The organism is Pseudomonas sp. SR18 (assembly GCF_023701505.1).
GTDB classification, from domain to species: domain Bacteria; phylum Pseudomonadota; class Gammaproteobacteria; order Pseudomonadales; family Pseudomonadaceae; genus Aquipseudomonas; species Aquipseudomonas cyclaminis.
Genome location: NZ_JAMQAU010000005.1, coordinates 97,059 through 120,276 on the forward strand (window position 1 = coordinate 97,059; position 23,218 = coordinate 120,276).

Here is a 23,218-nt window from a genome sequence, read left to right on the forward strand (position 1 = left end):
GATCAGTCCTGAATGTCAGGCGGGGGTGCGCTGGGCGGCTTGGCGGTCAGCGAAGTGATCTTGATCAGCAGTGCGAGGTGACCACCATCGAGGTAGTTGAGTTGGTTGTTCTTGGTGCGCACGTCGGTCTGGTTCAGGTGCTCGCTGGCAATCACACTGCCGTTGCTGTCGAACTGATTGACCCAGAATTGCGTGTCGATATCGGTAAAACGCCCCAGTTGCAGGTTCAGCGTGCCCTCGATAGGGAACTGGCCGAACTGTTCCTGGCCGTCGGTGATCGCGATTTTGACCGGTTGTTCGCCGAGGTTCTGTTCCCAGGCCTTGTGCGCCAGCACGGTGTAGCTGTTATCGGCGCTGAGCTTGTCGACGATGTTGTTCAGGCGCGGCGGGCTCATTTTATCGCCCAGGCGCACGGCCCCGGCATCCCAGTTTTCCGGCGCGGCGCGGCTGTTGATCACCGGTTCCGCATTTTGGCGCACCAGGATCATTTCTACCTGGTAGGGGCTGTCGGCAAATGCCGAAGGCGCCAATACCACCAACAACAAGCTCAGCATGCGGAACAGGCGCATTGGGGCGTCCTTCAAACAGATTTCGGGATGAGGCGCTCAAACAGCGCCTCCAGGGTATTAAAGCGTTCTTCGGCGCGTTCCATCGGCACCATGAACTTGAACAGCGTAGCCCCTTCGAACTTGTAGCGGTTGGGCTGGCCCTGGATCAGCTTGATCAGCACCAACGGGTCTACCGGCGTCTGCGCTTCGAACTCAATACGCCCGCCCTGCGGCCCAGCGTCGACTTTCTTTATACCGAGCTGCTCGGCCTGCAATTTAAGCAGGGTCAGGCGCACCAGGTTCTTGGTCGGTTCCGGCAGCAGGCCGAAGCGGTCGATCATCTCAACCTGCAAGTCCTTGAGGCCTTCTTCGTCGGTGGCCGAAGCGATGCGCTTGTACAGGATCAGCCGTGCGTGCACGTCCGGCAGGTAGTCTTCGGGAATCAACGCCGGCAAGCGCAGGTTGATTTCCGGACCGCCGCCCAAGGGTTGGTCGAGGTTCGGTTGCTCGCCCTTGCGGATGGCTTTCACCGCACGTTCGAGCATCTCCATATAGAGGGTGAAACCCACTGCCTGGATCTGCCCGCTCTGGCCGTCGCCCAGCAGTTCGCCGGCGCCACGGATTTCCAGGTCGTTGGTGGCCAGTACAAAACCGGCGCCGAGGTCCTGGGTGTTGGCGATCGCTTCCAGGCGCTTTTCGGCGTCGGACGTGATCTGTTGGCGCGGCGGCGTCAGCAGGTAGGCGTAGGCCTGGTGGTGACTGCGACCGACGCGGCCACGCAGTTGGTGCAACTGCGCCAGGCCGAATTTATCGGCGCGCTCGATGATGATGGTGTTGGCGCTCGGCACGTCGATACCGGTCTCGATGATGGTCGAGGCGATCAACACGTTGAAGCGCTTGTGATAGAAGTCGCTCATCACCTGTTCGAGTTCACGTTCGCGCATCTGCCCGTGGCCGATGGCGATCCGCGCTTCCGGCACCAGTTCGGCGAGGTCGGCGGCGCATTTCTCGATGGTTTTCACGTCGTTGTGCAGGTAATACACCTGGCCGCCGCGCAGCAATTCCCGCAGCAGGGCTTCTTTTACCGTGCTTTTGTTCTGCTCCATGACGAAGGTGCGCACCGAGAGGCGGCGCGCCGGCGGCGTGGCGATGATCGACAGGTCGCGCATGCCCGACACCGCCATGTTCAGCGTGCGTGGGATCGGCGTTGCTGTGAGCGTAAGAATATCGACTTCACTGCGCAGGGCTTTGAGCTGCTCTTTCTGGCGCACGCCGAAGCGGTGTTCTTCGTCGATGATCACCAGGCCCAGGTTCTTGATCTTTACGTCGTCCGACAGCAGCTTGTGCGTGCCGATCACGATGTCGATCTTGCCTTCGGCCAAATCGGCGACGGCAGCGTTCACTTCCTTGGCCGACTTGAAGCGGCTCATCACTTCCACGGTCACCGGCCAGTCGGCAAAGCGGTCGCGGAAGCTGTTGTAGTGCTGCTGGGCGAGCAGGGTGGTCGGCACCAGGATCGCGACCTGGCGGCCACCGTGTACGGCGATAAAGGCGGCGCGCATGGCCACTTCGGTCTTGCCGAAACCCACGTCGCCACACACCAGGCGGTCCATCGGCTTGGGCGCGAGCATGTCGGCGCGCACGGCTTCGATGGTGGTTTGCTGGTCCGGAGTTTCTTCGAACGCGAAGCCGGCGCTGAAGGTGGCGTAGTCGGCTTTCGGGTCGGCGAAGGCATAGCCTTCGCGGGCGGCGCGGCGGGCATAGATGTCGAGCAGCTCGGCGGCAACATCGCGAACCTGCTCGGCAGCCTTGCGCTTGGCCTTCTGCCAGGTCTCGGAGCCCAGGCGGTGCAACGGCGCCAGGGCGTCGTCGCTGCCGGTGTAGCGGGCAATCAGGTGCAGGCTGGCGACCGGCACGTAGAGCTTGGCGCCCTCGGCGTATTCCATGGTGAGGAATTCGGCGGCCTGGTTATCGATCTCCAGGGTCTGCAAGCCGAGGTAGCGACCCACGCCGTGGTCGATGTGCACCACCGGCGCGCCTTCGCGCAGTTCGGTGAGGTTTTTGATGACTGCGTCGTTGTTGGCGTCGGCACGTTTTTCGCGACGGCGACGCTGCATCACGCGCTGGCCGAACAGTGGGCTCTCGGCAATCAACGCCAGGGCCGGGTCATCCAGCAGCAGGCCTTCGTCGAGCGGGGCGATGGTGATCGCCAGGCGCTCTTTGCCTTTTACAAAATCCGGCCAGCTGTCGACGGTTTTTGGCCGCAGCTTCAGGCGCTCCAACAACTCCAGCAACACTTCACGGCGGCCGGCGGACTCGGCGGTAAACAGCACGCGGCCGGGGAAGTCGCTGATGAAGTTGGACAAGGCCTCCAGGGGCTGCGTGGCTTTGGCTTGAATCGCCAAGTCCGGCAGCGTGGCCGCCGGGAAGCGCTCACGGCCGCTTCCGGCTTCCACATCCTGCTGACTGGCCACCACGCGCGGCCAGTTTTTCAGGCGGGCGAAGCAGTCTTCCACCGGCAGGAACAGCTCGGCCGGCGGCAATAATGGACGGGACGGGTCGACGCGGCGCTCTTCGTAACGGTTGCGCACGTCGTTCCAGAAGTTTTCCGCGGCTTGCTCGATGCCCGGCAGCGAGAACACTTGGGTGTCCTGGGGCAGGTAATCGAACAGGGTCGAGGTTTCGTCGAAGAACAACGGCAGGTAGTACTCGATACCGGCCGGGGTAATCCCGCTGCTCAAGTCCTGGAAGATCGGGCAGCGACGGAAGTCGACATCGAAGCGTTCACGAAAGCGCGCCTTGAAGCGGGTGACCGCGTCCTTTTGCAGTGGGAATTCCCGTGCGGGCAGCAGCTTGACCGAGTCGACCTTGTCGATGGAGCGTTGGTTTTCCGGATCGAAGGTGCGCAGGGTCTCGATTTCGTCATCGAACAGGTCGATGCGGTACGGCAACTTGCTGCCCATCGGGAACAGGTCGATCAGCGCACCGCGCACCGCGAACTCACCGTGCTCGTACACCGTGTCCACGCAGCGGTAGCCGCTGGCTTCGAGGCGCGTGCGCATCTGTTCCACGTCGAGCTTCTGGCCGATATCCAGCACCAGGCTGCTGCCCAGCAGGAACTTGGTCGGGGCCAGGCGATGCAGCGCCGTGGTAATCGGCACCACCAGCACGCCGTGGGCCAGTTCCGGCAGACGGTACAGGCTGGCGATGCGCTGGGAGATGATGTCCTGGTGCGGCGAGAACAGGTCGTAGGGCAGGGTTTCCCAGTCGGGAAAATGCAGCACCGGCAAATCGGGGGCGAAGAAGCTCAGCTCCTGCTCCAACCGTTCGGCACTTTGGCTGTCGGCGGTGAGCAGCAGGGTAAAGCGCTTGGCTGCGCTGGCAGCCTCGGCAATGGCCAGGCTCAGGGCGGCACCGGGCAGATTGCCCCAGTGCTGTTTACCTGCCGCGGCAGGGAGTAGCGGTAGACGCAGAACGGGCACGGAAGGTTGAGCTCCAAGCGTTGCGACAAAGTCGGTAATTGTAACGGGCCAAGGTGCCGCCTGTCAGTTGCTGACTGTGCCTATTACGGTTTGTAGGAAATGTAGTGGCTAAGACAAACAATGGCGTGTTTTGACTCAATATGTAGTGCCAAAAAGCGCGAATGTTTAGGAGGGTTACGGACAAGTCGGACGACTCGTCCAACTAGTGGCCTTCTGGAACCCGCGTATTTACTGGGCTGCAGCGGGGCGGTATTTTTTAGCAAGGACTTTTTGTTGGCTGGCGCGCATTGCGACGAGGGCAGTCGGGCGGCATAATGTAGCCCCTTTTTTCAGCCCCTACATGTGGAAGGTTCCCGTGACTCAGAAGCCCGACCAGTGTCTTGGTGAATGGATCGACCGTGAAGCACTCGCAGAAGCGATGATCCCGCTTATCGGTCAGCTGTACCGCAATAACAATGTGGTGAGCTCGATCTATGGCCGCAGCCTGATCAACCAGTCCGTCATCGCGATTCTCAAGGCGCACCGCTTTGCGCGCCATCGCTCTGCCGACGACAGCGAACTCTCCGTCCACGAAACATTCCCACTGCTCAAGGCCATGAGCGAGCTCAAGCTCGGCGCGGCCTCGGTAGACCTGGGCAAGTTGGCGTACAAATTCCGCAAGGAAGGCGCCGGCCGCACCGCCGAGCAGTTCGTGCGTGAAGAAATGGCCGATGTGGTTGGCCAGCAAAACGCAGCAGCCCGCAAAGGCACTGACGTTGTGCTGTACGGCTTCGGTCGTATCGGCCGCCTGCTGGCGCGCATCCTGATCGAAAAAACCGGTGGCGGCGACGGCCTGCGCCTGCGTGCCATTGTTGTGCGCAAAGGCGCCGACAACGACCTGACCAAGCGCGCCAGCCTGCTGCGCCGCGACTCGGTACACGGTCCGTTCAACGGCACCATCGTCATTGACGAAGAAAACAACACCATCACCGCCAACGGTAACCTGATCCAGGTGATCTACGCGAAGAACCCGTCCGAGGTGGATTACACCCAGTACGGCATCAAGGACGCCCTGCTGGTGGACAACACCGGCGTATGGCGTGATGCCGAAGGCCTGGGCCAGCACCTGGCTTGCCCTGGTGTTGATCGCGTTGTTCTGACCGCGCCTGGCAAGGGCAAGCTGAAGAACATCGTGCACGGCATCAACCACGGTGAAATCACCGCTGACGACAAGATCGTCTCCGCCGCTTCCTGCACCACCAACGCCATCGTGCCGGTGCTCAAGGCTGTGAACGACAAGTTCGGCATCGTCAACGGTCACGTCGAAACCGTTCACTCGTACACCAACGACCAGAACCTGATCGACAACTTCCACAAAGGCGATCGTCGTGGCCGTAGCGCCGCGCTGAACATGGTCATCACCGAGACCGGTGCTGCTACCGCTGCTGCCAAGGCGCTGCCTGAGCTGGCCGGCAAGTTGACCGGTAACGCGATCCGCGTTCCTACGCCAAACGTGTCGATGGCCATTCTCAACCTGAACCTTGAGACTGCCGCCAGCCGTGAAGAGATGAACGAGTACCTGCGCTACATGGCGCTGCACTCCGATCTGCATAAGCAAATCGACTTCGTCAATTCCCAGGAAGTGGTATCCACCGACTTCGTCGGTTCGCGCCACGCCGGTGTGGTGGATGCCGAAGCGACCATCAGCCAGGACAACCGTGTTGTGCTGTACGTGTGGTACGACAACGAGTTCGGCTACAGCTGCCAGGTGGTTCGTGTGATGGAAGACATGGCCGGGGTCAACCCGCCTGCGTTTCCGCGCTAAACATCAGCAGTAGATGAAAAAGCCCCGACTGGTTCGGGGCTTTTTTATGGCTGTGGGTTTCGGGCTGCCTGTGAGGGCCTCATCGGGGGTAAGCCCCCTCCCACAGTTTGATTTGTGAATATATTCAAATGTGCGAGGTGGCTTGCCCCCGATAGCGGTAGTTCAGCCGACGCATCAATTGAGCAACTGCCCGCGCAAGCTGTCCGACAACCCCTTCGGCGCCAGCCAGATACCCATATAGGCTTTCGCCAATTCAGTATCTCGACTGCTGAACACCACCTGGCCATTGATCTCCAAGTTCAAACCGCGCCCCGACCGAAAATCCAGGGCGTAACGATCCCCGCTGCGGATATTGCGAAAGCGCGCATGCAGTTGATCCAGCTCAGGCTTCAAACGAGCACTGGCTTGCTGGCGCTCCAACGTCGCGGTGGCGGCCTTTATCACATCGTTGCGGTCGATGTCGCGAAAGTAATACAGCACAAGGCGCAGGTCCTGTTGTTGTGCCCAGGCCTGTCTGGCGCTCACATCCGCAGAGGCATACAACGCGGCAGCGTACACATCGGCCCACAGGTAGGTGAGCACCGCCTGGTTTTTGCGGGCCAGGCCCTCGAACTGTGCGGGGAAATCAGCCTGCTTGAGTCGGTCGGCGTCATTGGCGTGAGCCGTGATCGACATCATCAGCATCAAACAGATAAAGAGTTGTCGCATAATGGTTCATCCCGAAATTGGCGCTGATTTGCGTCATGTAGTATGGCAAGACTGGCCTACGACGCGACCAAGGGTTAATGTGCGCGGCGTTGACCCTTATATAGACTGTGCCCCGGTTCACACACTTGAGCCAAATTGTCCTTCATGACCGCTGGCCGCGGCATGATTTAGCCAGGCGTCCAACCGTACGCCTGGCCTGTTCTGAGGAGTACGCATGGCTGTCTACAACTACGACGTGGTGGTACTGGGTTCCGGCCCGGCTGGAGAAGGTGCGGCGATGAACGCCGCGAAGGCAGGGCGCAAGGTGGCGATGGTCGATAGCCGTCGCCAGGTCGGCGGTAACTGCACCCACCTGGGTACCATCCCGTCCAAGGCCTTGCGTCACTCGGTCCGCCAGATCATGCAGTTCAACACCAACCCGATGTTCCGGGCCATTGGTGAGCCGCGCTGGTTCTCTTTCCCGGACGTGCTCAAGAGCGCCGAGAAAGTCATCTCCAAACAAGTGGCCTCGCGCACTGGCTACTACGCGCGTAACCGCGTCGACCTGTTCTTCGGCACCGGCAGTTTTGCCGACGAGCAAACCGTCGAAGTGGTCTGCGCCAACGGTGTGGTCGAGAAGCTGGTGGCCAAGCACATCATCATTGCCACCGGGTCGCGTCCGTATCGTCCGGCGGACATCGATTTCCACCACCCGCGTATCTACGATAGCGACACCATCCTGAGCCTGGGCCACACCCCGCGCAAACTGATCATCTACGGCGCTGGCGTGATTGGCTGTGAATACGCCTCGATCTTCAGCGGCCTGGGTGTATTGGTGGAGCTGGTGGATAACCGCGATCAGTTGCTGAGCTTCCTCGACTCGGAAATTTCCCAGGCGTTGAGCTACCACTTCAGCAACAACAACATCACCGTGCGCCACAACGAAGAGTACGAGCGGGTCGAAGGCCTGGATAACGGCGTGATTCTGCACCTCAAATCCGGCAAGAAGATCAAGGCCGACGCCTTGCTGTGGTGCAACGGTCGTACCGGCAACACCGACAAGCTGGGCATGGAAAATATCGGGGTCAAGGTCAACAGCCGTGGCCAGATCGAAGTGGATGAGAACTACCGCACCTGCGTGCCGAACATTTACGGCGCCGGTGACGTGATCGGCTGGCCAAGCCTGGCCAGTGCGGCACATGACCAGGGCCGTTCGGCCGCTGGCAGCATTGTCGACAATGGCAGCTGGCGCTACGTGAACGACGTACCGACCGGGATCTACACGATTCCCGAGATCAGCTCGATCGGCAAGAACGAGCACGAGCTGACCAAGGCCAAGGTGCCTTACGAAGTGGGCAAGGCGTTCTTCAAGAGCATGGCGCGTGCGCAGATCGCCGGCGAGCCCCAGGGCATGCTGAAGATCCTGTTCCATCGCGAGACCCTGGAAGTGCTCGGCGTGCATTGCTTCGGCTACCAGGCTTCGGAGATCGTGCACATCGGCCAGGCCATCATGAACCAGCCGGGCGAGCAAAATACCCTCAAGTATTTTGTGAACACCACGTTCAACTACCCGACCATGGCTGAAGCCTATCGGGTAGCGGCCTACGATGGCCTCAACCGGCTTTTTTGAGCGGCTCCGGCCGGTGGCCTGAGCCGGCCGGGGAGACCGATTTCAGTAATTCCCGAGAGTGGCAGTGGCCAAACCGGGAAAGTCTGTAATCAGGCTATCTACGCCGAAGTCGGCGAGCCTGCGCATAAGCGCAGGTTCGTTGACCGTCCACACCGACACATGCAGACCCTGGCGCTGGGCTTTCTCCAGACGCTCAGGGGTGCACAGCGTCCAGTTCAACGCCAGATACTCACAGCCATAGTTCTGCGCGACCTTCAGCGGGTCGAGCCAGGCGTATTCGGCCACCAGTCCACGTGACAGGTCCGGGGTGAGATCAACCGCCGCTTTCAACACTTCCCGCGAGCTTGAGGTCACGGTGACCTTGTCCATCAAGCCGAAACGTACCGCCATCTCGCGGATTGCCAGCACCGTGGTTGCGGCGCGGGTGCGCGAGGCGCTTTTGACTTCCAGTTGCCAGTGATCGAAGTCGCATTGTTCGAACAGCTCTTCCAGGCGTGGGATCGGGCAGGGTTTGACCCAGCCTGGGCCGCCTTTGCGGGCGTCCATCTTCACCAGGTCTGCCGCCGAATACTCGACGACCTTGCCGCGCCGGTCGGTGGTGCGCTTGAGGGTCGGGTCGTGGATGACCATCAGCTCGCCGTCCATGGACAGGTGCAGATCCAGTTCGCAACGGCGTACGCCGTGCTTGAGGCACTCCTGGAAGCTGGTCAGGGTGTTTTCCGGTGCTTCGCCTTTGGCACCGCGGTGGCCGTAAATCAGGGTCACAGTTGCTCCTATGCGCCAGGCTGGCTGGCGGAGTGAATACGAATTCAGAGATCGTCGCTTTGTTCCCGCGCCAGGCGGCGTTCCTGGGCCTGTTTCTGCAGGATGTAGCGGGCCAGCAATTGGCGCTGGGCATCGGTCATGGACTCGAATTCCGTGCCTACGTCAAAGCCATCGCCCTTGGGATCGCAATGGGTGACCCGCGCCCGCAGCAGCAGGCCGAGCGCCTGGGGCATCAGTACCAGCTTGACCGCCAGATGGACGCCGGTGGCCAGGGGGGCAGGGTGCTGGAAGTCGATGCCGCCTTCGGAGATGATCACCGGCTGCGGTGCGCCCACCTCGTCCAGCAGGCCGCGCGCCATGATCTGGCTGAGCAGGTCCACGCGTTTGTTCTGCACACGCAGGAAGGCGGCGAGGGTGCGGTCCTTTTCGCTCAGTTGGCGCAGCAGGTGCTGGGCTTCGAACTCGCTCAGGTGCAGCTCACTGAGCAGGTTGAACAGCGGTGAATCATCCAGCAACACTTCCTTGCTCGCCGCTTCGGGGGCCGACAGGCTTTTGATTTGGAGTGCGATCATGTCGTCGATACGGTAGTATTCGCGGCGCTCTTCTTCATCTAATGTCGACATGGCGAACCCCAGGTAACGGTAATGGTCAGAGTGTAAAGCTGCTTACCAGACCCCGCCACCGGGACGTCTTCTTTTCCTCCGAACAAGCCCCGACATGTTCAGACCTCTCTTCGTATTTATTGGCACGCGTTATACCCGTGCAAAGCGCCGCAATCATTTTGTGTCGTTCATTTCCTTGACCTCGATGATCGGGCTCGCCTTGGGCGTGGTCGTGATGATTGTGGTGCTGTCGGTGATGAACGGCTTCGATCATGAGATGCGCACCCGCGTGCTGGGCATGGTGCCCCACGCGACCATCGAGTCCGGTGAGCCGATTAACGACTGGCAAAGCCTGGCCGCCAAGGTCAAGCAGAACCCCAAGGTCGTCGCCGTTGCGCCGTTTACCCAGATGCAGGGGCTGCTAACCCATGACGGCAAGGTGCAGAAGATCCTGCTCAATGGCATCGACCCGGCCCAGGAACGCAACGTGTCGATCATCGACAAGTTCATGTTGCAGGGCAAACTCGACGACCTGGCCCCCGGCAGCTTCGGCATCGTGATCGGCGACAAGGCCGCGGCCAAGCTCGGCGTGGGCCTTGGCGACAAGCTGACCTTCGTCGCACCGGAAGTCACCGTGACCCCGGCCGGCATGTTCCCGCGCATGAAGCGCTTTACCGTGATCGGTACCTTCCATGTGGGCGCTGGCGAAATCGACGGCTACCTCGGCCTGACCAACCTCACCGACCTGGCCCGCCTGCAGCGCTGGCAGCCGGACCAGGTGCAGGGCCTGCGCCTGAAGTTCAGCGACCTGTTCGACGCCCCGCGCGGCGCCTGGGACATTGCCCAGCACTTGGGTGAAACCCAGTATTACGCCCGTGACTGGACCCGTACCCACGGCAACCTGTACCAGGCCATCCGCATGGAAAAAGCCATGATCGGCCTACTGCTGTTGCTGATCGTCGCTGTCGCCGCGTTCAATATCATCTCCACGCTAGTGATGGTGGTGAACGACAAGAAAGGCGATATCGCCATCCTGCGTACCCTTGGCGCCACGCCGGGGCAGATCATGGCGATCTTTATGGTGCAAGGCACCGTGATCGGCGTGGTCGGCACCTTGATCGGCACCGCGGTGGGCATTCTGGCCGCGCTGAACGTCAGCGCCGCCATCGCGTTGCTAGAGAAAGTGATCGGCCACAAGTTCCTCAACGCCGACGTCTACTTCATCGACTACTTGCCGTCCCAGGTTCAGGCCCAGGACGTGTTGATGGTGGGCGGCGCTGCGTTGGTCCTGAGTTTCCTTGCCACCCTGTATCCAGCCTGGCGCGCGGCACGTACCCAGCCAGCACAGGCCTTACGTTATGAGTGAATCGGGCATGAGTGAAAAAGCAATCCTGAGCTGCCGCAACCTGGGCAAATCCTACGAGGAAGGCCCGGAGTCGGTGGTGGTGCTGACCAACCTGCAACTGGAACTGCATCCGGGCGAACGCGTGGCGATCGTCGGCAGTTCCGGCTCCGGCAAAAGTACCTTGCTGAACCTGTTGGGCGGCCTTGATACGCCGTCCCAGGGCAGCGTGTGGCTGGCCGGCGAAGAGTTGTCGGCGTTGAATGAAAAGGCCCGAGGCCAACTGCGCAATCGTTCGTTGGGTTTTGTGTATCAGTTCCACCACCTGCTGCCGGAATTCACCGCCCTGGAAAACGTGTGCATGCCGCTGCTGATCGGCAAGACTGCGATCCCGGAAGCCCGTCAGCGTGCCAAGGCGCTGCTGGAGCGCGTCGGCCTCGGCCATCGCCTGGAGCACAAGCCGGCCGAGCTGTCCGGCGGCGAGCGCCAGCGTGTGGCAATTGCCCGCGCCCTGGTGAACAACCCAGGCTTGGTAATGCTCGACGAGCCCACCGGCAACCTCGACTCCCACACCGCCCAAGGCATCAAGGACTTGATGCTGGAACTGAGCACCCAGATGCGCACCGCGTTCCTGGTGGTGACCCATGACATGAGCATGGCCCGCCAGATGGACCGCGTGCTGCACCTGCAGGAAGGTCATCTGGTCGCCATCTGACCCGTTTCAAGCCCGACGCCTGGCGTCGGGCTTTTTCAATTTTTCAGGCGGTGCCCGCGAATGTTCAGACCGTTATCGATTTTCATCGGCACGCGCTATACCCGCGCCAAGCGCCGCAATCGTTTTGTTTCATTTATCTCGATGACCTCGATGATCGGCCTCGCCCTGGGCGTGTTGGCGATGATCGTGGTGCTGTCGGTGATGAACGGCTTCCAGCGCGAAATGAGCTCGCGCATCCTCGGCATGGTGCCCCACGCCACTATCGTCGGTGTGAACCCGATTGATGATTGGCAGCCGGTGGCCGCCGCCGCGATGAAGAATCCACAAGTCACTGCTGCGGTGCCATTCACGCAGATGGACGGCATGTTCTCCTACAAGGGCGCCATGCAGCCGATCGAGATCAGCGGCGTTGACCCGGCCCAGGAAGGCAAGGTGTCGATCGTGGCCCAGCACATCGTGCAGGGCAAACTCGAAGACCTGAAGCCCGGCGAGTTCGGCGTGGTGGTCGGCGAAATCACTGCACGGCGTTTTCGCTTGAATGTGGGCGACAAGCTCACGCTGATCGTGCCGGAAATCAGTACCGCGCCAGGGGGTATCACCCCGCGTATGCAGCGCTTGAACGTGGTCGGGATCTTCAAGGTCGGCGCCGAGCTGGATGGCTCCATGGCGTTGATCCACATGGCTGACGCGGCGGAAATCCAGCATTGGCAGCCGAACCAGGTGCAGAGCGTGCGTCTGGCCGTGAAGGATTTGTACGCGGCGCCCAAGGTGTCGACGGACATTGCCACCGGCCTCGGCGCGGCCTACAAGGCGGATGACTGGACCCACACTCAAGGCAGCCTGTTCAGCGCGATGAAGATGGAAAAGACCATGATCGGCCTGTTGTTGCTGATGATCGTTGCCGTGGCGGCGTTCAACATCATCGCTACGTTGATCATGGTGGTAAACGACAAAGGCGCGGACATCGCGATCCTGCGCACCATCGGCGCCACGCCCCGGCAGATCATGGCGATCTTCATGGTGCAGGGCACTGTGATTGGCATTGTCGGCACCTTGATCGGCGGCGTGTTGGGCGTGATTGCAGCGCTGAACGTGAGCGAACTGGTGGGCTGGGTCGAGCGGGTGAGCGGGCAGCATATCTTCAGTTCGGATGTGTATTTCGTCAGCAACCTGCCTTCGGAGCTGCAGGGTGGGGATGTGCTGCTGATCTGCACGGCGGGCTTTGTGTTGAGCTTTTTGGCGACGTTGTATCCGGCGTATCGGGCGGCGAAGATTGAGCCGGCGCATGCCTTGAGATACTCCTAGTGTTTTAGACCGCTATCGGGGGCTTGCCCCCGATAGCGCCCGCCCAGCTTGCATCAATCCTGGTTGGGCAGCTCAATCACAAACCGGGTAACCCCCGCCTCGGACTCACAAAAAATCCTCCCCCCATGCGCCCGCACAATCGACTGGGTAATCGCCAGCCCCAGCCCCGCGTGCTCGCTGCTGCCTTCATGCCGTGCCGGATCGGCCCGGTAGAACCGATCAAACAGCCTCGGCAGCACATTCGCCGGGATGCCTGCGCCGGTATTCTCCACGGTCAGTTTCACGCCCCGTTCATCTTCGCTCATGCGCACACGCACCTCGCCGCCTGCCGGGGTAAACCGCAGCGCGTTATCCAGCAAGTTCGACAAGGCCCGGCGCAACATGCCGCGATCCCCCGCTGTGTGGGCAGTGCCTTCGCGCACCAGCGAGACCTGCGCGTCCTCCGCCAGCAACGCAAAAAACTCCAACAACGCCTCCACTTCATCAGCCAGTGCCAAAGGTTCGCGCTTGGGCACCAACAAACCATGATCCGCCTTGGCCAGGTACAGCATGTCGTTGACCAGTTGCGCCATCCATTGCAGCTCTTCGAGGTTGCTGTGCAGCGCCTCGCGGTAGTCCTCCAGCGGCCGCGGCTGGGTGAGGATGACCTGGGTCTGGGTCAGCAGGTTCGACAGCGGCGTGCGCAGTTCATGGGCGATATCGGCAGAGAACGCCGACAGGCGCTGGAACGCATCGTCCAGTCGTCCCAGCATGGCGTTGAAGGCCTGGGCCAGCTCAGCCAGTTCCACCGGCATATGCTGCTGAGGCAGGCGTTGGGTGAGAGAGTGGGCCGACACACTGGCGGCCACTTCACCCATGCGCCGCAACGGCCGTAACCCGCTGCGTGCAGCCCAGGCGCCGAGGAGCGCGGTGGCCAGGGCGCAGAGTCCGACCGTGAGCCAGATCAAATGCTGCATGCGTTGCAAGAAATGTTGATGGTGAGTGATGTCGAGCATCAGGCTCAGTTGCGGTGAGTCGGCTTGGCCAGCGTTGAGGGGCGCGTTGTAGACGCGGTAGTCGGTGCCGGCGTTTTGCAGGTTATGCAGGCCAGGCGCGGAGGGCAGGGTGACGCTCGGCGCATCGTCCAGCCAGCGCTGGCCGGCGTAGGTAATGCGCAGTGCAAGGTCGGGCTGTCGGTTGAGCTCAGCGCGCAGTTGCGCCTCACGTTGGCTGAAACCTTGCAGCGAGTCTACGCCCTGCAAAGTGCTGCGCAACGCCATCAGTTTGCTGTCGAGTTGCTGCTGGTCCAACTCGATAAAGTGCGCCTCACTGGCTTGATTGAACAGCACCCCTGCAATCAGCGAGACCACCGCCGTGCAGGCGGCAAACAACAGCGCCAGGCGGCTGGCGAGGGACAGGTGCTTGATCAATTGCAACGTTCCTCCAGCACATAGCCCATGCCGCGCACGGTGTGGATCAGTTTAGTAGGGAAGCTGTCATCGACCTTGAGGCGCAGGCGGCGGATCGCCACTTCGATGATGTTGGTGTCGCTGTCGAAGTTCATGTCCCACACCTGGGAGGCGATCAGCGACTTGGGCAGCACTTCGCCCTGGCGGCGCAGCAGCAACTCCAGCAGGGAGAACTCCTTGGCGGTCAGGTCGATGCGCTGGCCGTCCCGTTCGACCCGGCGGCGAATCAGGTCCAGACGCAGGTCGGCCAGTTGCAGGGCGGTTTCCTGCGGTGCGCTGCTGCCGCGCCGCAACAGGCTGCGCACCCGCGCGAGCAGTTCGGAGAAGGCAAACGGCTTGACCAGGTAATCATCGGCGCCCAGCTCAAGGCCATGCACGCGGTCTTCTACCGCGTCGCGGGCGGTGAGGAACAGCACCGGGATATCCAGGCTCGCGCTGCGCACGGCTTGCAGGATCTGCCAACCATCGCGGCCAGGCAGCATCACATCGAGGATCAGCAGGTCGTAGTCGCCAGTCAGCGCGAGGTGCTGGCCGCTGGTGCCGTCGGCCACCAGTTCGGTGGTAAATCCCGCCTCGGCCAAGCCCTGGCGCAGGTAATGGCCGGTTTTCGGTTGGTCTTCGACGATCAGCAGTTTCATGGGCAACTCTTGGCAGCGGGTGACGAGGGGCTTTATACCGTGGAGGCGAGGGCAAGGGCGCAACCTGACAAAGTTGTAATCTAGCAGTCAGCTGGCTGGCAGCGGCGTAATCTTAAAGTGCCGCGCAGGCTGGTTTTATATTTTTGGAGAACGAAGATGACGTTGCGTACACCCCTGTTGTTGGCGGGTTGCCTGTTGGCGTTGAGTTTCAATGCGATGGCGGATGCCGCCCATACCTACGCGTTTGGTCAACCCGCTGCGGCTGACAAGGCCACGCGCACCGTGGAAGTGACGCTGCAGGACATTGCCTTTGCGCCCAAGTCCCTGGATGTAAAAGCCGGCGAGACGGTGCGCTTCGTATTGGTCAACAAAGGCCAGTTGCTGCATGAATTCAACCTCGGCGACGCGGCGATGCATGCGGCGCATCAGAAAGAAATGTTGCAGATGCAGGCCAGCGGCATGCTCACGTCCACCGGCATGGGCAAGATGGACCACAGTGCCATGGGCCATGGTGCGATGAAGCACGATGACCCGAACAGCGTGTTGGTGGAGCCCGGTAAAACCGCTGAGCTGACCTGGACGTTCAGCAAGGCCACCGGCCTGGAGTTCGCCTGCAACCTGCCCGGGCATTACCAGGCTGGCATGGTCGGAAAGCTTAACGTCGAATGACCGCAACGCGCAGTTGCCCGGCGAGCTTCACGGCGGTATCTACGGAGGGTGTGGGTGGTGGTGCGGTTTTTGAGGCAGCGCAAAGGCTGGTAGACTGGCGCGGTTTATTTAGCCAGGTTTCCGCCATGCATCCCGCAGCCGAACATTCGCCGCTGGGCAAGTCCAGTGAATACATCAGCACCTACACGCCTTCATTGCTGTTCCCGATTCCGCGCGCCGCCAAGTGGGCCGAGCTGGGCCTGAGTGCCGCGACCCTGCCTTACAAGGGCGTGGACTTCTGGAACTGCTTCGAACTGTCCTGGTTATTGCCGTCGGGCAAGCCGGTGGTGGCCATCGGTGAATTCAGTATCCCGGCAGACTCGCCGAATATCATCGAATCCAAGTCCTTCAAGCTGTACCTCAACTCGCTGAACCAGACGGCCTTTGCCGATACCCAAAGCCTGGAAGCCACACTGTGCGCCGACCTGAGCGCCGCCGCCGGCAAGCCGGTGACCGTGCGCATCCGCCGTCTGGCCGAGATCGAGGCCGAAGGGGTGATGGCGTTGCCGGGTGTGTGCATTGACGACTTCGACATCAGTGTCAGCAACTACGAGCACCCGCGGCCGGAACTGCTGCGTTGCGATGACTCGCGGATCGTCGAGGAGAGCGTGCACAGCCATCTGCTCAAGTCCAACTGCCCAGTCACCAGCCAGCCGGACTGGGGCAGCGTGGTGGTGGAGTACCGTGGTCACGCGCTGGATCATGCCAGCCTGCTGGAGTACATCGTGAGTTTTCGCCAGCACTCAGACTTCCATGAACAGTGTGTGGAGCGCATCTTCCTGGACTTGCAGCGCCTGCTGAAGCCGGAGAAATTGACGGTGTATGCGCGGTATGTGCGACGCGGCGGGTTGGATATCAACCCGTATCGCAGTACGGAGGATGTGCCGTTCCAGAATGTGCGCCTGGCTCGTCAGTAAGTAAATGTGGGAGGGTGCCCCCTCCCACATTTTAGTGTTGTCCTTGGCTTGGGTTCGGGTTAGATGCCCATATTGCCCAAGGTGATCATGATATTGCGCAGCGTCCCGGAAATCACCGGGTGCTCCTCATCGAACTCTATGGCCGCTTTATTCACATCGTCGGAAATGCTGGGTGTTTGAGTGGCAGGTTCCATCTCCAGCTGTACGTTGAACTTGGCGATCAGCTCTTCCAATGCTTGACGTTTCTCGGGGGGCAACTCGGGATGGTTCTCCAGTTGCTCACGCACAATATCGGCCTGCTGTTGTAATTTCTCGCGATCAGGCATGACGTTCTTCCTTTTATCGATAGGCACTGGCATAGACCGCGGCACGCCGAGAAAGGTCTACGGGCTGACCTGCAGATTAATCCACCGGCGCCGACTGTGCATGATCTCGATCAGGGCTTTTCGCCTTTGAGCTGGCGCAGGCTGATGTCCGCCAGGCAGGTGCCGAGTTCGCCGAGGTGGTCGATCACCGAATGTACGCCCAGCCCATACAGCGCCACGGTGGCTTTACCACGCTTGTGTTCCCGTTCCTTGTCGCTCAACGCTTGCCATTGCTCGGGTGCCAGTCCGCATAGCGAGCCGCAGGAGGCGAGGCCGATGGTCCACAGCCCGGCGTTGAGCCCCGATTGCAGCAATCGCGGTTCGCCACTGACCAGTACGCAGCCTTCAAGGCGTTGAATGTTCAGTTCCATCAAGGCTTCCCAACAGGCATGGGGCGCGGGCCAGCGGATGGAAGAGGGAGAGGCGGCCTTGAGCCAACCAGGTAATACGGCTGCCAATGGTGTGGTCACCGAAGGCGGCAGCTCATCCAGCCAGGCGCAGGGGACACCTTGTTCCTTGAGGCTGCGCAGGATTTTCAGGGCGCCGGGCGTGGCTTGGGAGTCCTGGGAGGGTGAATCGGTACGCGCCTGGGAACCAAAGTCCACCAGGCAACCACTCAGGCCAAACAGAACAGCAGTCAAGGCGGGTGCGCTGGCGATGGCTATCTCGGCGTGAGGCATGTCGACATCCCTGAAATAGCTGTGACGCTATCGGGGTCGGATGACAAGCCGATGACAGGGAGGTTAATTGTAGGAATTTTGTCCATTTTCTGTGTGTCGTTTCCTGACGACTGCCTAAATGGACGCTTCCGTCATATACTGACGGCCTCATTCAGGGCATAGCGCCCATGACAGACCATTCAAGGAGCAAAAGCTATGCGCTGGAGCCATTACTTCGCTCAGCTGTCGGTGTGTGCCACCGTCATGCTGGCCCCGTTCGCTGCCCAGGCTGCGACGGAAGATGATCCATGGGAAAGCGTCAACCGCCCGATCTTTACCTTCAACGACACCGTTGATACCTATGCCCTCAAGCCCTTGGCCCAGGGGTATGAGTGGATCACGCCGCAATTTGTCGAAGACGGTATCCACAACTTCTTCCGCAATATCGGCGATGTCGGCAACCTGGCCAACAATGTGCTGCAACTCAAGCCGCATAACGCAGGCGTTGATACGGCGCGTTTGCTGGTCAACACCACCTTCGGCGTGCTGGGCTTCATTGATGTCGGCACCAAAATGGGGCTGCAACGCAGCGATGAAGACTTCGGTCAGACCCTGGGTTACTGGGGCGTGGGCAGCGGTCCCTACGTGATGCTGCCTTTGCTGGGCCCGAGCACACTGCGTGATGCACCGTCCAAATACGTCGACAGCTATACTCAACCGTATCGCTACATGAACGATATCGGCTGGCGCAACAGCACCATGGGCCTGAACATTGTCGATACCCGTGCCAGCTTGCTCGACAGTGAGAAGCTGATCACCGGCGACAAGTACACCTTCATCCGTAACGCCTACCTGCAGAACCGCGAATTCAAGGTCAAGGATGGCAAGGTCGTCGACGACTTCTAAGCCGTGATGTTTTGAAATGAAAAAAAGGCGACGCTTGGCGGTCGCCTTTTTTATGCGCGGGTTTCAGCGCATTTTCAGGATCTTGAGGCCTAGGTGCTGGTTTTGGCCCTCGTTCTTGGCCCATACCACTTGGGTATCTGCTTCCAGGCCGGCAAGGGCTGCATGCTCCGAATCGATGCGTACGGTCAATTCATCTCCCACGTTGAACTGGCGGGGTGCTTGCACCTGCATCCCAGAGCTGGAAAGGTCCACGCAAACCCCGGCAATCTCCTGCCCGGCGTGGATCAAAGACACCTCGGCATCCACTCGCATGCGGATGAAATCGCGTTTCTCGGCGTAGTCGCGCTCGCGTTCGCTCATGAGTTCCATCCTTACTTTGTGTTGTGGTCGTGGCTGTTCTTATAACTCCCGGTGATTTGCGATGTAAAGACGCCCGGCGACCATCGGCATGAGCTTGAAACACCTGGCGGATGGGAGTACCGTCTGCGCCTTAGAAGGGCACCTCTGCTTTACAGTTGTGCGTGGGCAAAACGCCTATGCTTTGTAGGACAGAGAGGCTAGAAAGCGAATCCAGTAGCGTGACCCCGGCCATTGCCGAGTCGCCTACGCCAACCTAATTCTGGCGCCGTTTGCCCACATGCAAAAAACCAGTGCCACGCTGCTGATAATCGATGACGACGAAGTAGTGCGCGCGAGCCTCGCGGCCTATTTGGAAGACAGTGGCTTCAGCGTCCTGCAGGCCAGCAATGGCCAACAGGGTCTCCAGGTATTCGAGCGCGACCAGCCCGACCTCGTGATCTGCGATCTGCGCATGCCCCAGATGGGCGGCTTGGAGCTGATTCGCCAGGTGACCGAGATTGCCCCGCAGACGCCGGTGATTGTCGTGTCCGGCGCCGGCGTGATGAACGATGCCGTCGAGGCCTTGCGCCTGGGGGCTGCCGACTACCTGATCAAACCCCTGGAAGACCTGGCGGTGCTGGAGCACTCGGTGCGCCGTGCCCTGGATCGTGCACGTTTGCTGGTCGAGAATCAGCGTTACCGCGAAAAGCTCGAAACTGCCAACCGCGAACTCGAAGCCAGCCTCAACCTGCTCCAGGAAGACCAGAACGCCGGTCGCCAGGTGCAGATGAACATGCTGCCGGTCAGCCCCTGGACCATCGACGAGTTCAAGTTTGCGCACCAGATCATCCCCTCGCTGTACCTGTCGGGTGATTTTGTCGACTATTTCCGTGTGGATGAGCGACGTGTGGCGTTTTACCTGGCCGACGTTTCGGGTCACGGCGCGTCTTCTGCTTTTGTCACCGTGTTGTTGAAGTTCATGACCACGCGACTGTTGTTTGAATCCAAGCGCAATGGCACCTTGCCGGAGTTCACCCCGTCCGAGGTGCTGGGCCACATCAACCGAGGCCTGATCAGCTGCAAGCTGGGCAAGCACGTGACGATGGTCGGCGGCGTTATCGATGAAGAAACCGGTCTTTTGACCTACAGTATTGGCGGTCACCTGCCGATGCCTGTTTTATACACTCCCGACAGTGTGCGTTACCTGGAAGGGCGTGGTCTGCCCGTCGGCTTGTTCAATGAAGCCACCTACGAAGACCACATCCTGGAACTGCCGCCGACCTTCAGCCTGACGCTGATGTCCGACGGCATCCTGGACCTTCTTCCAGAGCCTACACTCAAAGAGAAAGAAGCCGCCTTGCCCCAACGGGTCAAGGCAGCGGGCGGCAGCCTGGATGGCCTGCGGCAGGTTTTTGGATTGGCCACGCTAGGGGAGATGCCGGATGATATCGCCCTATTGGTGTTGAGCAGGAATCTTTGATGAGTACCGGAAGAATCCAATTCGCTGAGCAAGACGGGACCTTCGTCCTGAAATTTGTCGGTGAAGTGCGCCTGACCTTGTGTTCGGCGCTGGATGCGACGATTGAGCGGATCTTCACTGCGCTGAATTTCTCGGCGATCGTGATCGATCTGACCGAAACCCGCAGCATCGACAGCACCACCCTTGGCCTGCTGGCCAAGTTGTCCATTCTGTCTCGGCAGAAGGTCGGCCTCTTGCCGACAGTCGTCACCACCCACGAAGACATCACCCGGCTGCTGCAATCCATGGGCTTCGACCAGGTGTTCAACATCGTTGATCGCCCGATCCCGTGCCCGGAATGCCTGACCGACCTGCCTTCCCAGGACCAGTCCGAGGAAGTCGTGCGGGTGAAGGTGCTGGAAGCGCACAAAATCCTGATGGGCCTCAACGAGTCCAATCGCGAAGCGTTCCACGACCTCGTGAATGCCCTGGAACGTCACTGATCCCAATTCAAACGCTATCAAACAGTGGGAGGGGGCTTGCCCCCCGATGGCGGACTGTCAGTTACAAATAAGTTGACTGACCCCCTGCTATCGCGAGCCCCCTCCCACATTTAGTTTGCGACTGGCTTGAGACTGGCGCACAAAAAAAGGGCGGTACCCCAAAGGTACCGCCCTTTTTGCCGCTATCCGCCTTTACAGCTTGGCCGACAACAACGCCTCCAGCTTCTCCTGGTCCCGCGCGAACTGACGAATCCCCTCCGCCAGCTTCTCAGTCGCCATCGCATCCTCGTTGGATTCCCAGCGGAACTGCGCTTCAGTCATATGCACCCGCGCTTCACCGGCATGCCCTGGCGACAACTTGCGTTCCAGCTTGCCTTCATCCGCCGCCAGCTTCTCCAGCAGGTCCGGGCTGATGGTCAGGCGGTCACACCCGGCCAGCTCTTCAATCTGGCTCAGATTACGGAAGCTCGCACCCATCACCACGGTCTTGTAGCCATTGGCCTTGTAGTAGTTGTAGATGCGCGTCACCGACTGTACGCCCGGATCATCGGAACCGGTGTAGTCGTTGCCATTGGCCTTCTTGTACCAATCGTAGATACGGCCCACGAACGGCGAAATCAGGAATACCCCAGCCTCGGCACACGCCACGGCCTGGGCAAAGGAAAACAGCAGCGTCAGGTTGGTCTGGATGCCTTCTTTTTCCAGCTTCTCCGCCGCGCGGATGCCTTCCCAGGTGGAAGCGATCTTGATCAGCACGCGGTCACGGCCAACGCCGGCTTTGTCGTACAGGTCGATCAGACGGTGCGCACGCTTGAGAATCGCGCCTTCGTCGAAGGACAAGCGCGCATCCACCTCAGTGGAAATACGGCCCGGAACCACTTTCAGAATCTCTTGACCTACTGCTACTGCGAAACGGTCACTGGCCAGGCCCACATCACCGTTGCAATCTTGCACGCACTCATCGAGCAGCTTGGCATAGCCCGGAATCGACGCGGCCTTGAGCAGAAGGGAAGGGTTGGTAGTCGCATCCTGCGGCTTGAGCTTGGCGAGGGTAGAAAAATCGCCGGTATCGGCTACGACAGTGGTGAATTGCTTGAGTTGTTCCAGCTTGGAAGTCATGGGCGTGCTCTGTCCTGTGGGTCTGATGACATTACCCGAGCGCCGACAGGTGCTCAAGGGCGCAAATGCGTTCGATCGTTTGCGAGGGCAACAACCTGAAAACAGCCGGTTGAATGCTCGGCCATACTGCTCAATAGGAGGACAAAACTGACCGCAGGTTCAACCCAACTGCCATGTGGGCAACGCGGTCTCGTGATGCACACTGTTAAAAATGTGGAAGGGGGCTTGTCCCTGATAGCACTGTATCAGTCGGTCCATACCCACTGACCCGCTGCAAGCCAACCAATCAACGCCCTTCCAACAAAGCCCCAGCCTGATCCAGCAATGCCAACGGATCCGCAGCCTTATGAATATCCACCGACAACAACTGCCTGAACTTGCGCGCCCCAGGGAACCCGGTACCGAGCCCCAGCACATGCCGCGTAATATGATGCATCGTCCCGCCACCGGCCAAATGCTCAGCAATATAAGGCCGCAATTGCGCCAACGCCTCAGCCCGGCTGATCACCGGCGCCTCACTGCCAAACAACTGCTGATCCACCTCCGCCAGCAGATACGGATTGTGATAAGCCTCCCGGCCCAGCATCACCCCATCAAACGTCTGCAAATGCTCATGGCACTGCTCCAACGTCTTGATGCCCCCGTTGAGCACAATCTCCAACTCCGGGAAGTCCTGCTTCAACTGCGCCGCCACGTCATAGCGCAACGGCGGAATGTCCCGATTCTCCTTCGGCGACAACCCTTCCAGAATTGCAATCCGCGCATGCACGGTGAAACTGGTGCAACCCGCGTCCTTCACCGTCCCGACGAAATCACACAGCTCGGCGTAGCTGTCCCGCCCGTTGATGCCGATACGGTGCTTCACCGTCACCGGAATCGACACCGCATCGCGCATCGCCTTCACACAATCGGCCACCAGAGCAGGGTGAGCCATCAGGATCGCGCCGATCATGTTGTTCTGAACGCGGTCGCTTGGGCAGCCGACGTTCAGGTTCACTTCGTCGTAACCAGCGGCTTCGGCCATGCGGGCGCAGGCGGCTAGATCGGCCGGGACACTGCCGCCCAACTGGAGGGCCAGCGGGTGCTCGGCTTCGTTGTGGCGCAGGAAGCGGTCATGGTCGCCGTGGAGGATTGCGCCGGTGGTGACCATTTCGGTGTAGAGCAGGGCGTGCTTGGAGAGTAGGCGGAGGAAGAACCGGCAGTGGCGGTCGGTCCAGTCCATCATCGGGGCGACGGAGAAGCGGCGGGAGAGTGGGGCGGTTTGTAGGGGCATGGGG

At 60.4% G+C, this 23,218-nt stretch carries 22 protein-coding genes; 10 read left to right on the forward strand and 12 right to left on the reverse strand.

Features of this window, described 5'->3' with window-relative positions; genetic code table 11:
* Window positions 1–2: 2 nt before the first annotated feature.
* Both NDJ82_RS09840 and mfd read right to left on the reverse strand, forming a co-directional pair.
* A complete protein-coding gene (locus tag NDJ82_RS09840; protein ID WP_250925363.1) occupies window positions 3–569 on the reverse strand; it encodes a CsiV family protein in 567 nt (188 codons plus the stop codon).
* Window positions 570–580: 11 nt separating this feature from the next.
* Window positions 581–4,030 (reverse strand): transcription-repair coupling factor, encoded by a 3,450-nt coding sequence (gene mfd, locus NDJ82_RS09845; protein ID WP_099587425.1) that lies wholly within the window; start codon window positions 4,028–4,030, stop codon window positions 581–583.
* A 340-nt stretch (window positions 4,031–4,370) separates the two neighbouring features.
* On the opposite strand from mfd, the gene NDJ82_RS09850 reads away from it, so the two are divergent.
* Complete coding sequence (locus tag NDJ82_RS09850; RefSeq protein ID WP_099587424.1) at window positions 4,371–5,834, forward strand: glyceraldehyde-3-phosphate dehydrogenase; 1,464 nt, start codon at window positions 4,371–4,373, stop codon at window positions 5,832–5,834.
* A 174-nt stretch (window positions 5,835–6,008) separates the two neighbouring features.
* Here NDJ82_RS09850 and NDJ82_RS09855 read toward each other — a convergent pair whose 3' ends face one another.
* Entirely contained in the window at window positions 6,009–6,542 is a 534-nt protein-coding gene (locus NDJ82_RS09855) for a chalcone isomerase family protein (protein ID WP_158877084.1), read from the reverse strand.
* Window positions 6,543–6,756: 214 nt separating this feature from the next.
* On the opposite strand from NDJ82_RS09855, the gene sthA reads away from it, so the two are divergent.
* Complete coding sequence (sthA, locus tag NDJ82_RS09860; RefSeq protein WP_003189670.1) at window positions 6,757–8,151, forward strand: Si-specific NAD(P)(+) transhydrogenase; 1,395 nt, start codon at window positions 6,757–6,759, stop codon at window positions 8,149–8,151.
* Between the two features lie 42 nt (window positions 8,152–8,193).
* Here sthA and NDJ82_RS09865 read toward each other — a convergent pair whose 3' ends face one another.
* The gene (locus tag NDJ82_RS09865) at window positions 8,194–8,916 is read right to left on the reverse strand and encodes a glycerophosphodiester phosphodiesterase (protein WP_099587422.1); all 723 of its coding nucleotides are present in this window, start codon (window positions 8,914–8,916) and stop codon (window positions 8,194–8,196) included.
* 44 nt (window positions 8,917–8,960) lie between these two features.
* Complete coding sequence (locus NDJ82_RS09870) at window positions 8,961–9,539, reverse strand: PilZ domain-containing protein (RefSeq protein WP_099587421.1); 579 nt, start codon at window positions 9,537–9,539, stop codon at window positions 8,961–8,963.
* 94 nt (window positions 9,540–9,633) lie between these two features.
* Between NDJ82_RS09870 and NDJ82_RS09875 the strand changes: the two genes are divergently transcribed.
* From NDJ82_RS09875 to NDJ82_RS09885, 3 genes are read left to right on the forward strand one after another with little or no spacing between them, the layout of a single operon-like run.
* Window positions 9,634–10,884 carry a lipoprotein-releasing ABC transporter permease subunit gene (locus NDJ82_RS09875; RefSeq protein ID WP_099587420.1) on the forward strand — a complete coding sequence of 417 codons (1,251 nt, stop codon included), beginning with the start codon at window positions 9,634–9,636 and terminating at the stop codon, window positions 10,882–10,884.
* Window positions 10,885–10,891: 7 nt separating this feature from the next.
* Complete coding sequence (gene lolD / locus NDJ82_RS09880; RefSeq protein WP_250925364.1) at window positions 10,892–11,575, forward strand: lipoprotein-releasing ABC transporter ATP-binding protein LolD; 684 nt, start codon at window positions 10,892–10,894, stop codon at window positions 11,573–11,575.
* A 60-nt stretch (window positions 11,576–11,635) separates the two neighbouring features.
* Window positions 11,636–12,880 carry a lipoprotein-releasing ABC transporter permease subunit gene (locus NDJ82_RS09885; protein WP_099587419.1) on the forward strand — a complete coding sequence of 415 codons (1,245 nt, stop codon included), beginning with the start codon at window positions 11,636–11,638 and terminating at the stop codon, window positions 12,878–12,880.
* A 53-nt stretch (window positions 12,881–12,933) separates the two neighbouring features.
* On the opposite strand, the gene NDJ82_RS09890 is transcribed toward NDJ82_RS09885, so the two are convergent.
* Both NDJ82_RS09890 and NDJ82_RS09895 read right to left on the reverse strand, forming a co-directional pair.
* A complete protein-coding gene (locus NDJ82_RS09890) occupies window positions 12,934–14,289 on the reverse strand; it encodes a heavy metal sensor histidine kinase (protein WP_250925441.1) in 1,356 nt (451 codons plus the stop codon).
* On the reverse strand, window positions 14,286–14,966 hold the full coding sequence (locus NDJ82_RS09895) for a heavy metal response regulator transcription factor (RefSeq protein ID WP_250925365.1): 681 nt from the start codon (window positions 14,964–14,966) through the stop codon (window positions 14,286–14,288). The genes NDJ82_RS09890 and NDJ82_RS09895 overlap by 4 nt, the downstream gene beginning before the upstream one ends.
* Before the next feature lie 156 nt (window positions 14,967–15,122).
* Here NDJ82_RS09895 and copI point away from each other — a divergent pair, with 156 nt between their 5' ends.
* Window positions 15,123–15,635: a copper-resistant cuproprotein CopI gene (gene copI / locus NDJ82_RS09900; protein ID WP_099587417.1), complete on the forward strand. Its 513-nt coding sequence runs from the start codon at window positions 15,123–15,125 to the stop codon at window positions 15,633–15,635.
* A 125-nt stretch (window positions 15,636–15,760) separates the two neighbouring features.
* Window positions 15,761–16,591: an NADPH-dependent 7-cyano-7-deazaguanine reductase QueF gene (gene queF, locus NDJ82_RS09905; RefSeq protein WP_250925366.1), complete on the forward strand. Its 831-nt coding sequence runs from the start codon at window positions 15,761–15,763 to the stop codon at window positions 16,589–16,591.
* 59 nt (window positions 16,592–16,650) lie between these two features.
* Here queF and NDJ82_RS09910 read toward each other — a convergent pair whose 3' ends face one another.
* Both NDJ82_RS09910 and pcrP read right to left on the reverse strand, forming a co-directional pair.
* A complete protein-coding gene (locus NDJ82_RS09910) occupies window positions 16,651–16,917 on the reverse strand; it encodes a DUF4404 family protein (RefSeq protein ID WP_099587415.1) in 267 nt (88 codons plus the stop codon).
* Window positions 16,918–17,027: 110 nt separating this feature from the next.
* Entirely contained in the window at window positions 17,028–17,636 is a 609-nt protein-coding gene (pcrP, locus tag NDJ82_RS09915) for an HAD superfamily inactivated hydrolase PcrP (RefSeq protein WP_191947481.1), read from the reverse strand.
* 195 nt (window positions 17,637–17,831) lie between these two features.
* Between pcrP and NDJ82_RS09920 the strand changes: the two genes are divergently transcribed.
* Window positions 17,832–18,521, forward strand: a complete 690-nt coding sequence (locus NDJ82_RS09920; protein ID WP_099587413.1) for an MlaA family lipoprotein — start codon at window positions 17,832–17,834, stop codon at window positions 18,519–18,521.
* A 63-nt stretch (window positions 18,522–18,584) separates the two neighbouring features.
* Here the strand turns inward: NDJ82_RS09920 and NDJ82_RS09925 are convergent, their stop codons facing one another.
* Window positions 18,585–18,881, reverse strand: coding sequence for a PilZ domain-containing protein (locus NDJ82_RS09925; RefSeq protein ID WP_250925367.1), 297 nt, complete (start codon window positions 18,879–18,881; stop codon window positions 18,585–18,587).
* A 277-nt stretch (window positions 18,882–19,158) separates the two neighbouring features.
* Between NDJ82_RS09925 and rssB the strand changes: the two genes are divergently transcribed.
* Together rssB and rssC are read left to right on the forward strand one after the other, a co-directional pair.
* On the forward strand, window positions 19,159–20,340 hold the full coding sequence (gene rssB / locus NDJ82_RS09930; RefSeq protein ID WP_099587411.1) for a two-component system response regulator RssB: 1,182 nt from the start codon (window positions 19,159–19,161) through the stop codon (window positions 20,338–20,340).
* Complete coding sequence (gene rssC / locus NDJ82_RS09935) at window positions 20,340–20,822, forward strand: anti-sigma factor antagonist RssC (protein WP_003172602.1); 483 nt, start codon at window positions 20,340–20,342, stop codon at window positions 20,820–20,822. Before rssB ends, rssC begins: the two co-directional genes overlap by 1 nt.
* Before the next feature lie 192 nt (window positions 20,823–21,014).
* Here rssC and tal read toward each other — a convergent pair whose 3' ends face one another.
* Both tal and dusA read right to left on the reverse strand, forming a co-directional pair.
* Window positions 21,015–21,941, reverse strand: coding sequence for a transaldolase (gene tal / locus NDJ82_RS09940; RefSeq protein ID WP_099587410.1), 927 nt, complete (start codon window positions 21,939–21,941; stop codon window positions 21,015–21,017).
* 286 nt (window positions 21,942–22,227) lie between these two features.
* A complete protein-coding gene (gene dusA / locus NDJ82_RS09945; protein ID WP_191958352.1) occupies window positions 22,228–23,214 on the reverse strand; it encodes a tRNA dihydrouridine(20/20a) synthase DusA in 987 nt (328 codons plus the stop codon).
* Window positions 23,215–23,218 lie beyond the last annotated feature (4 nt).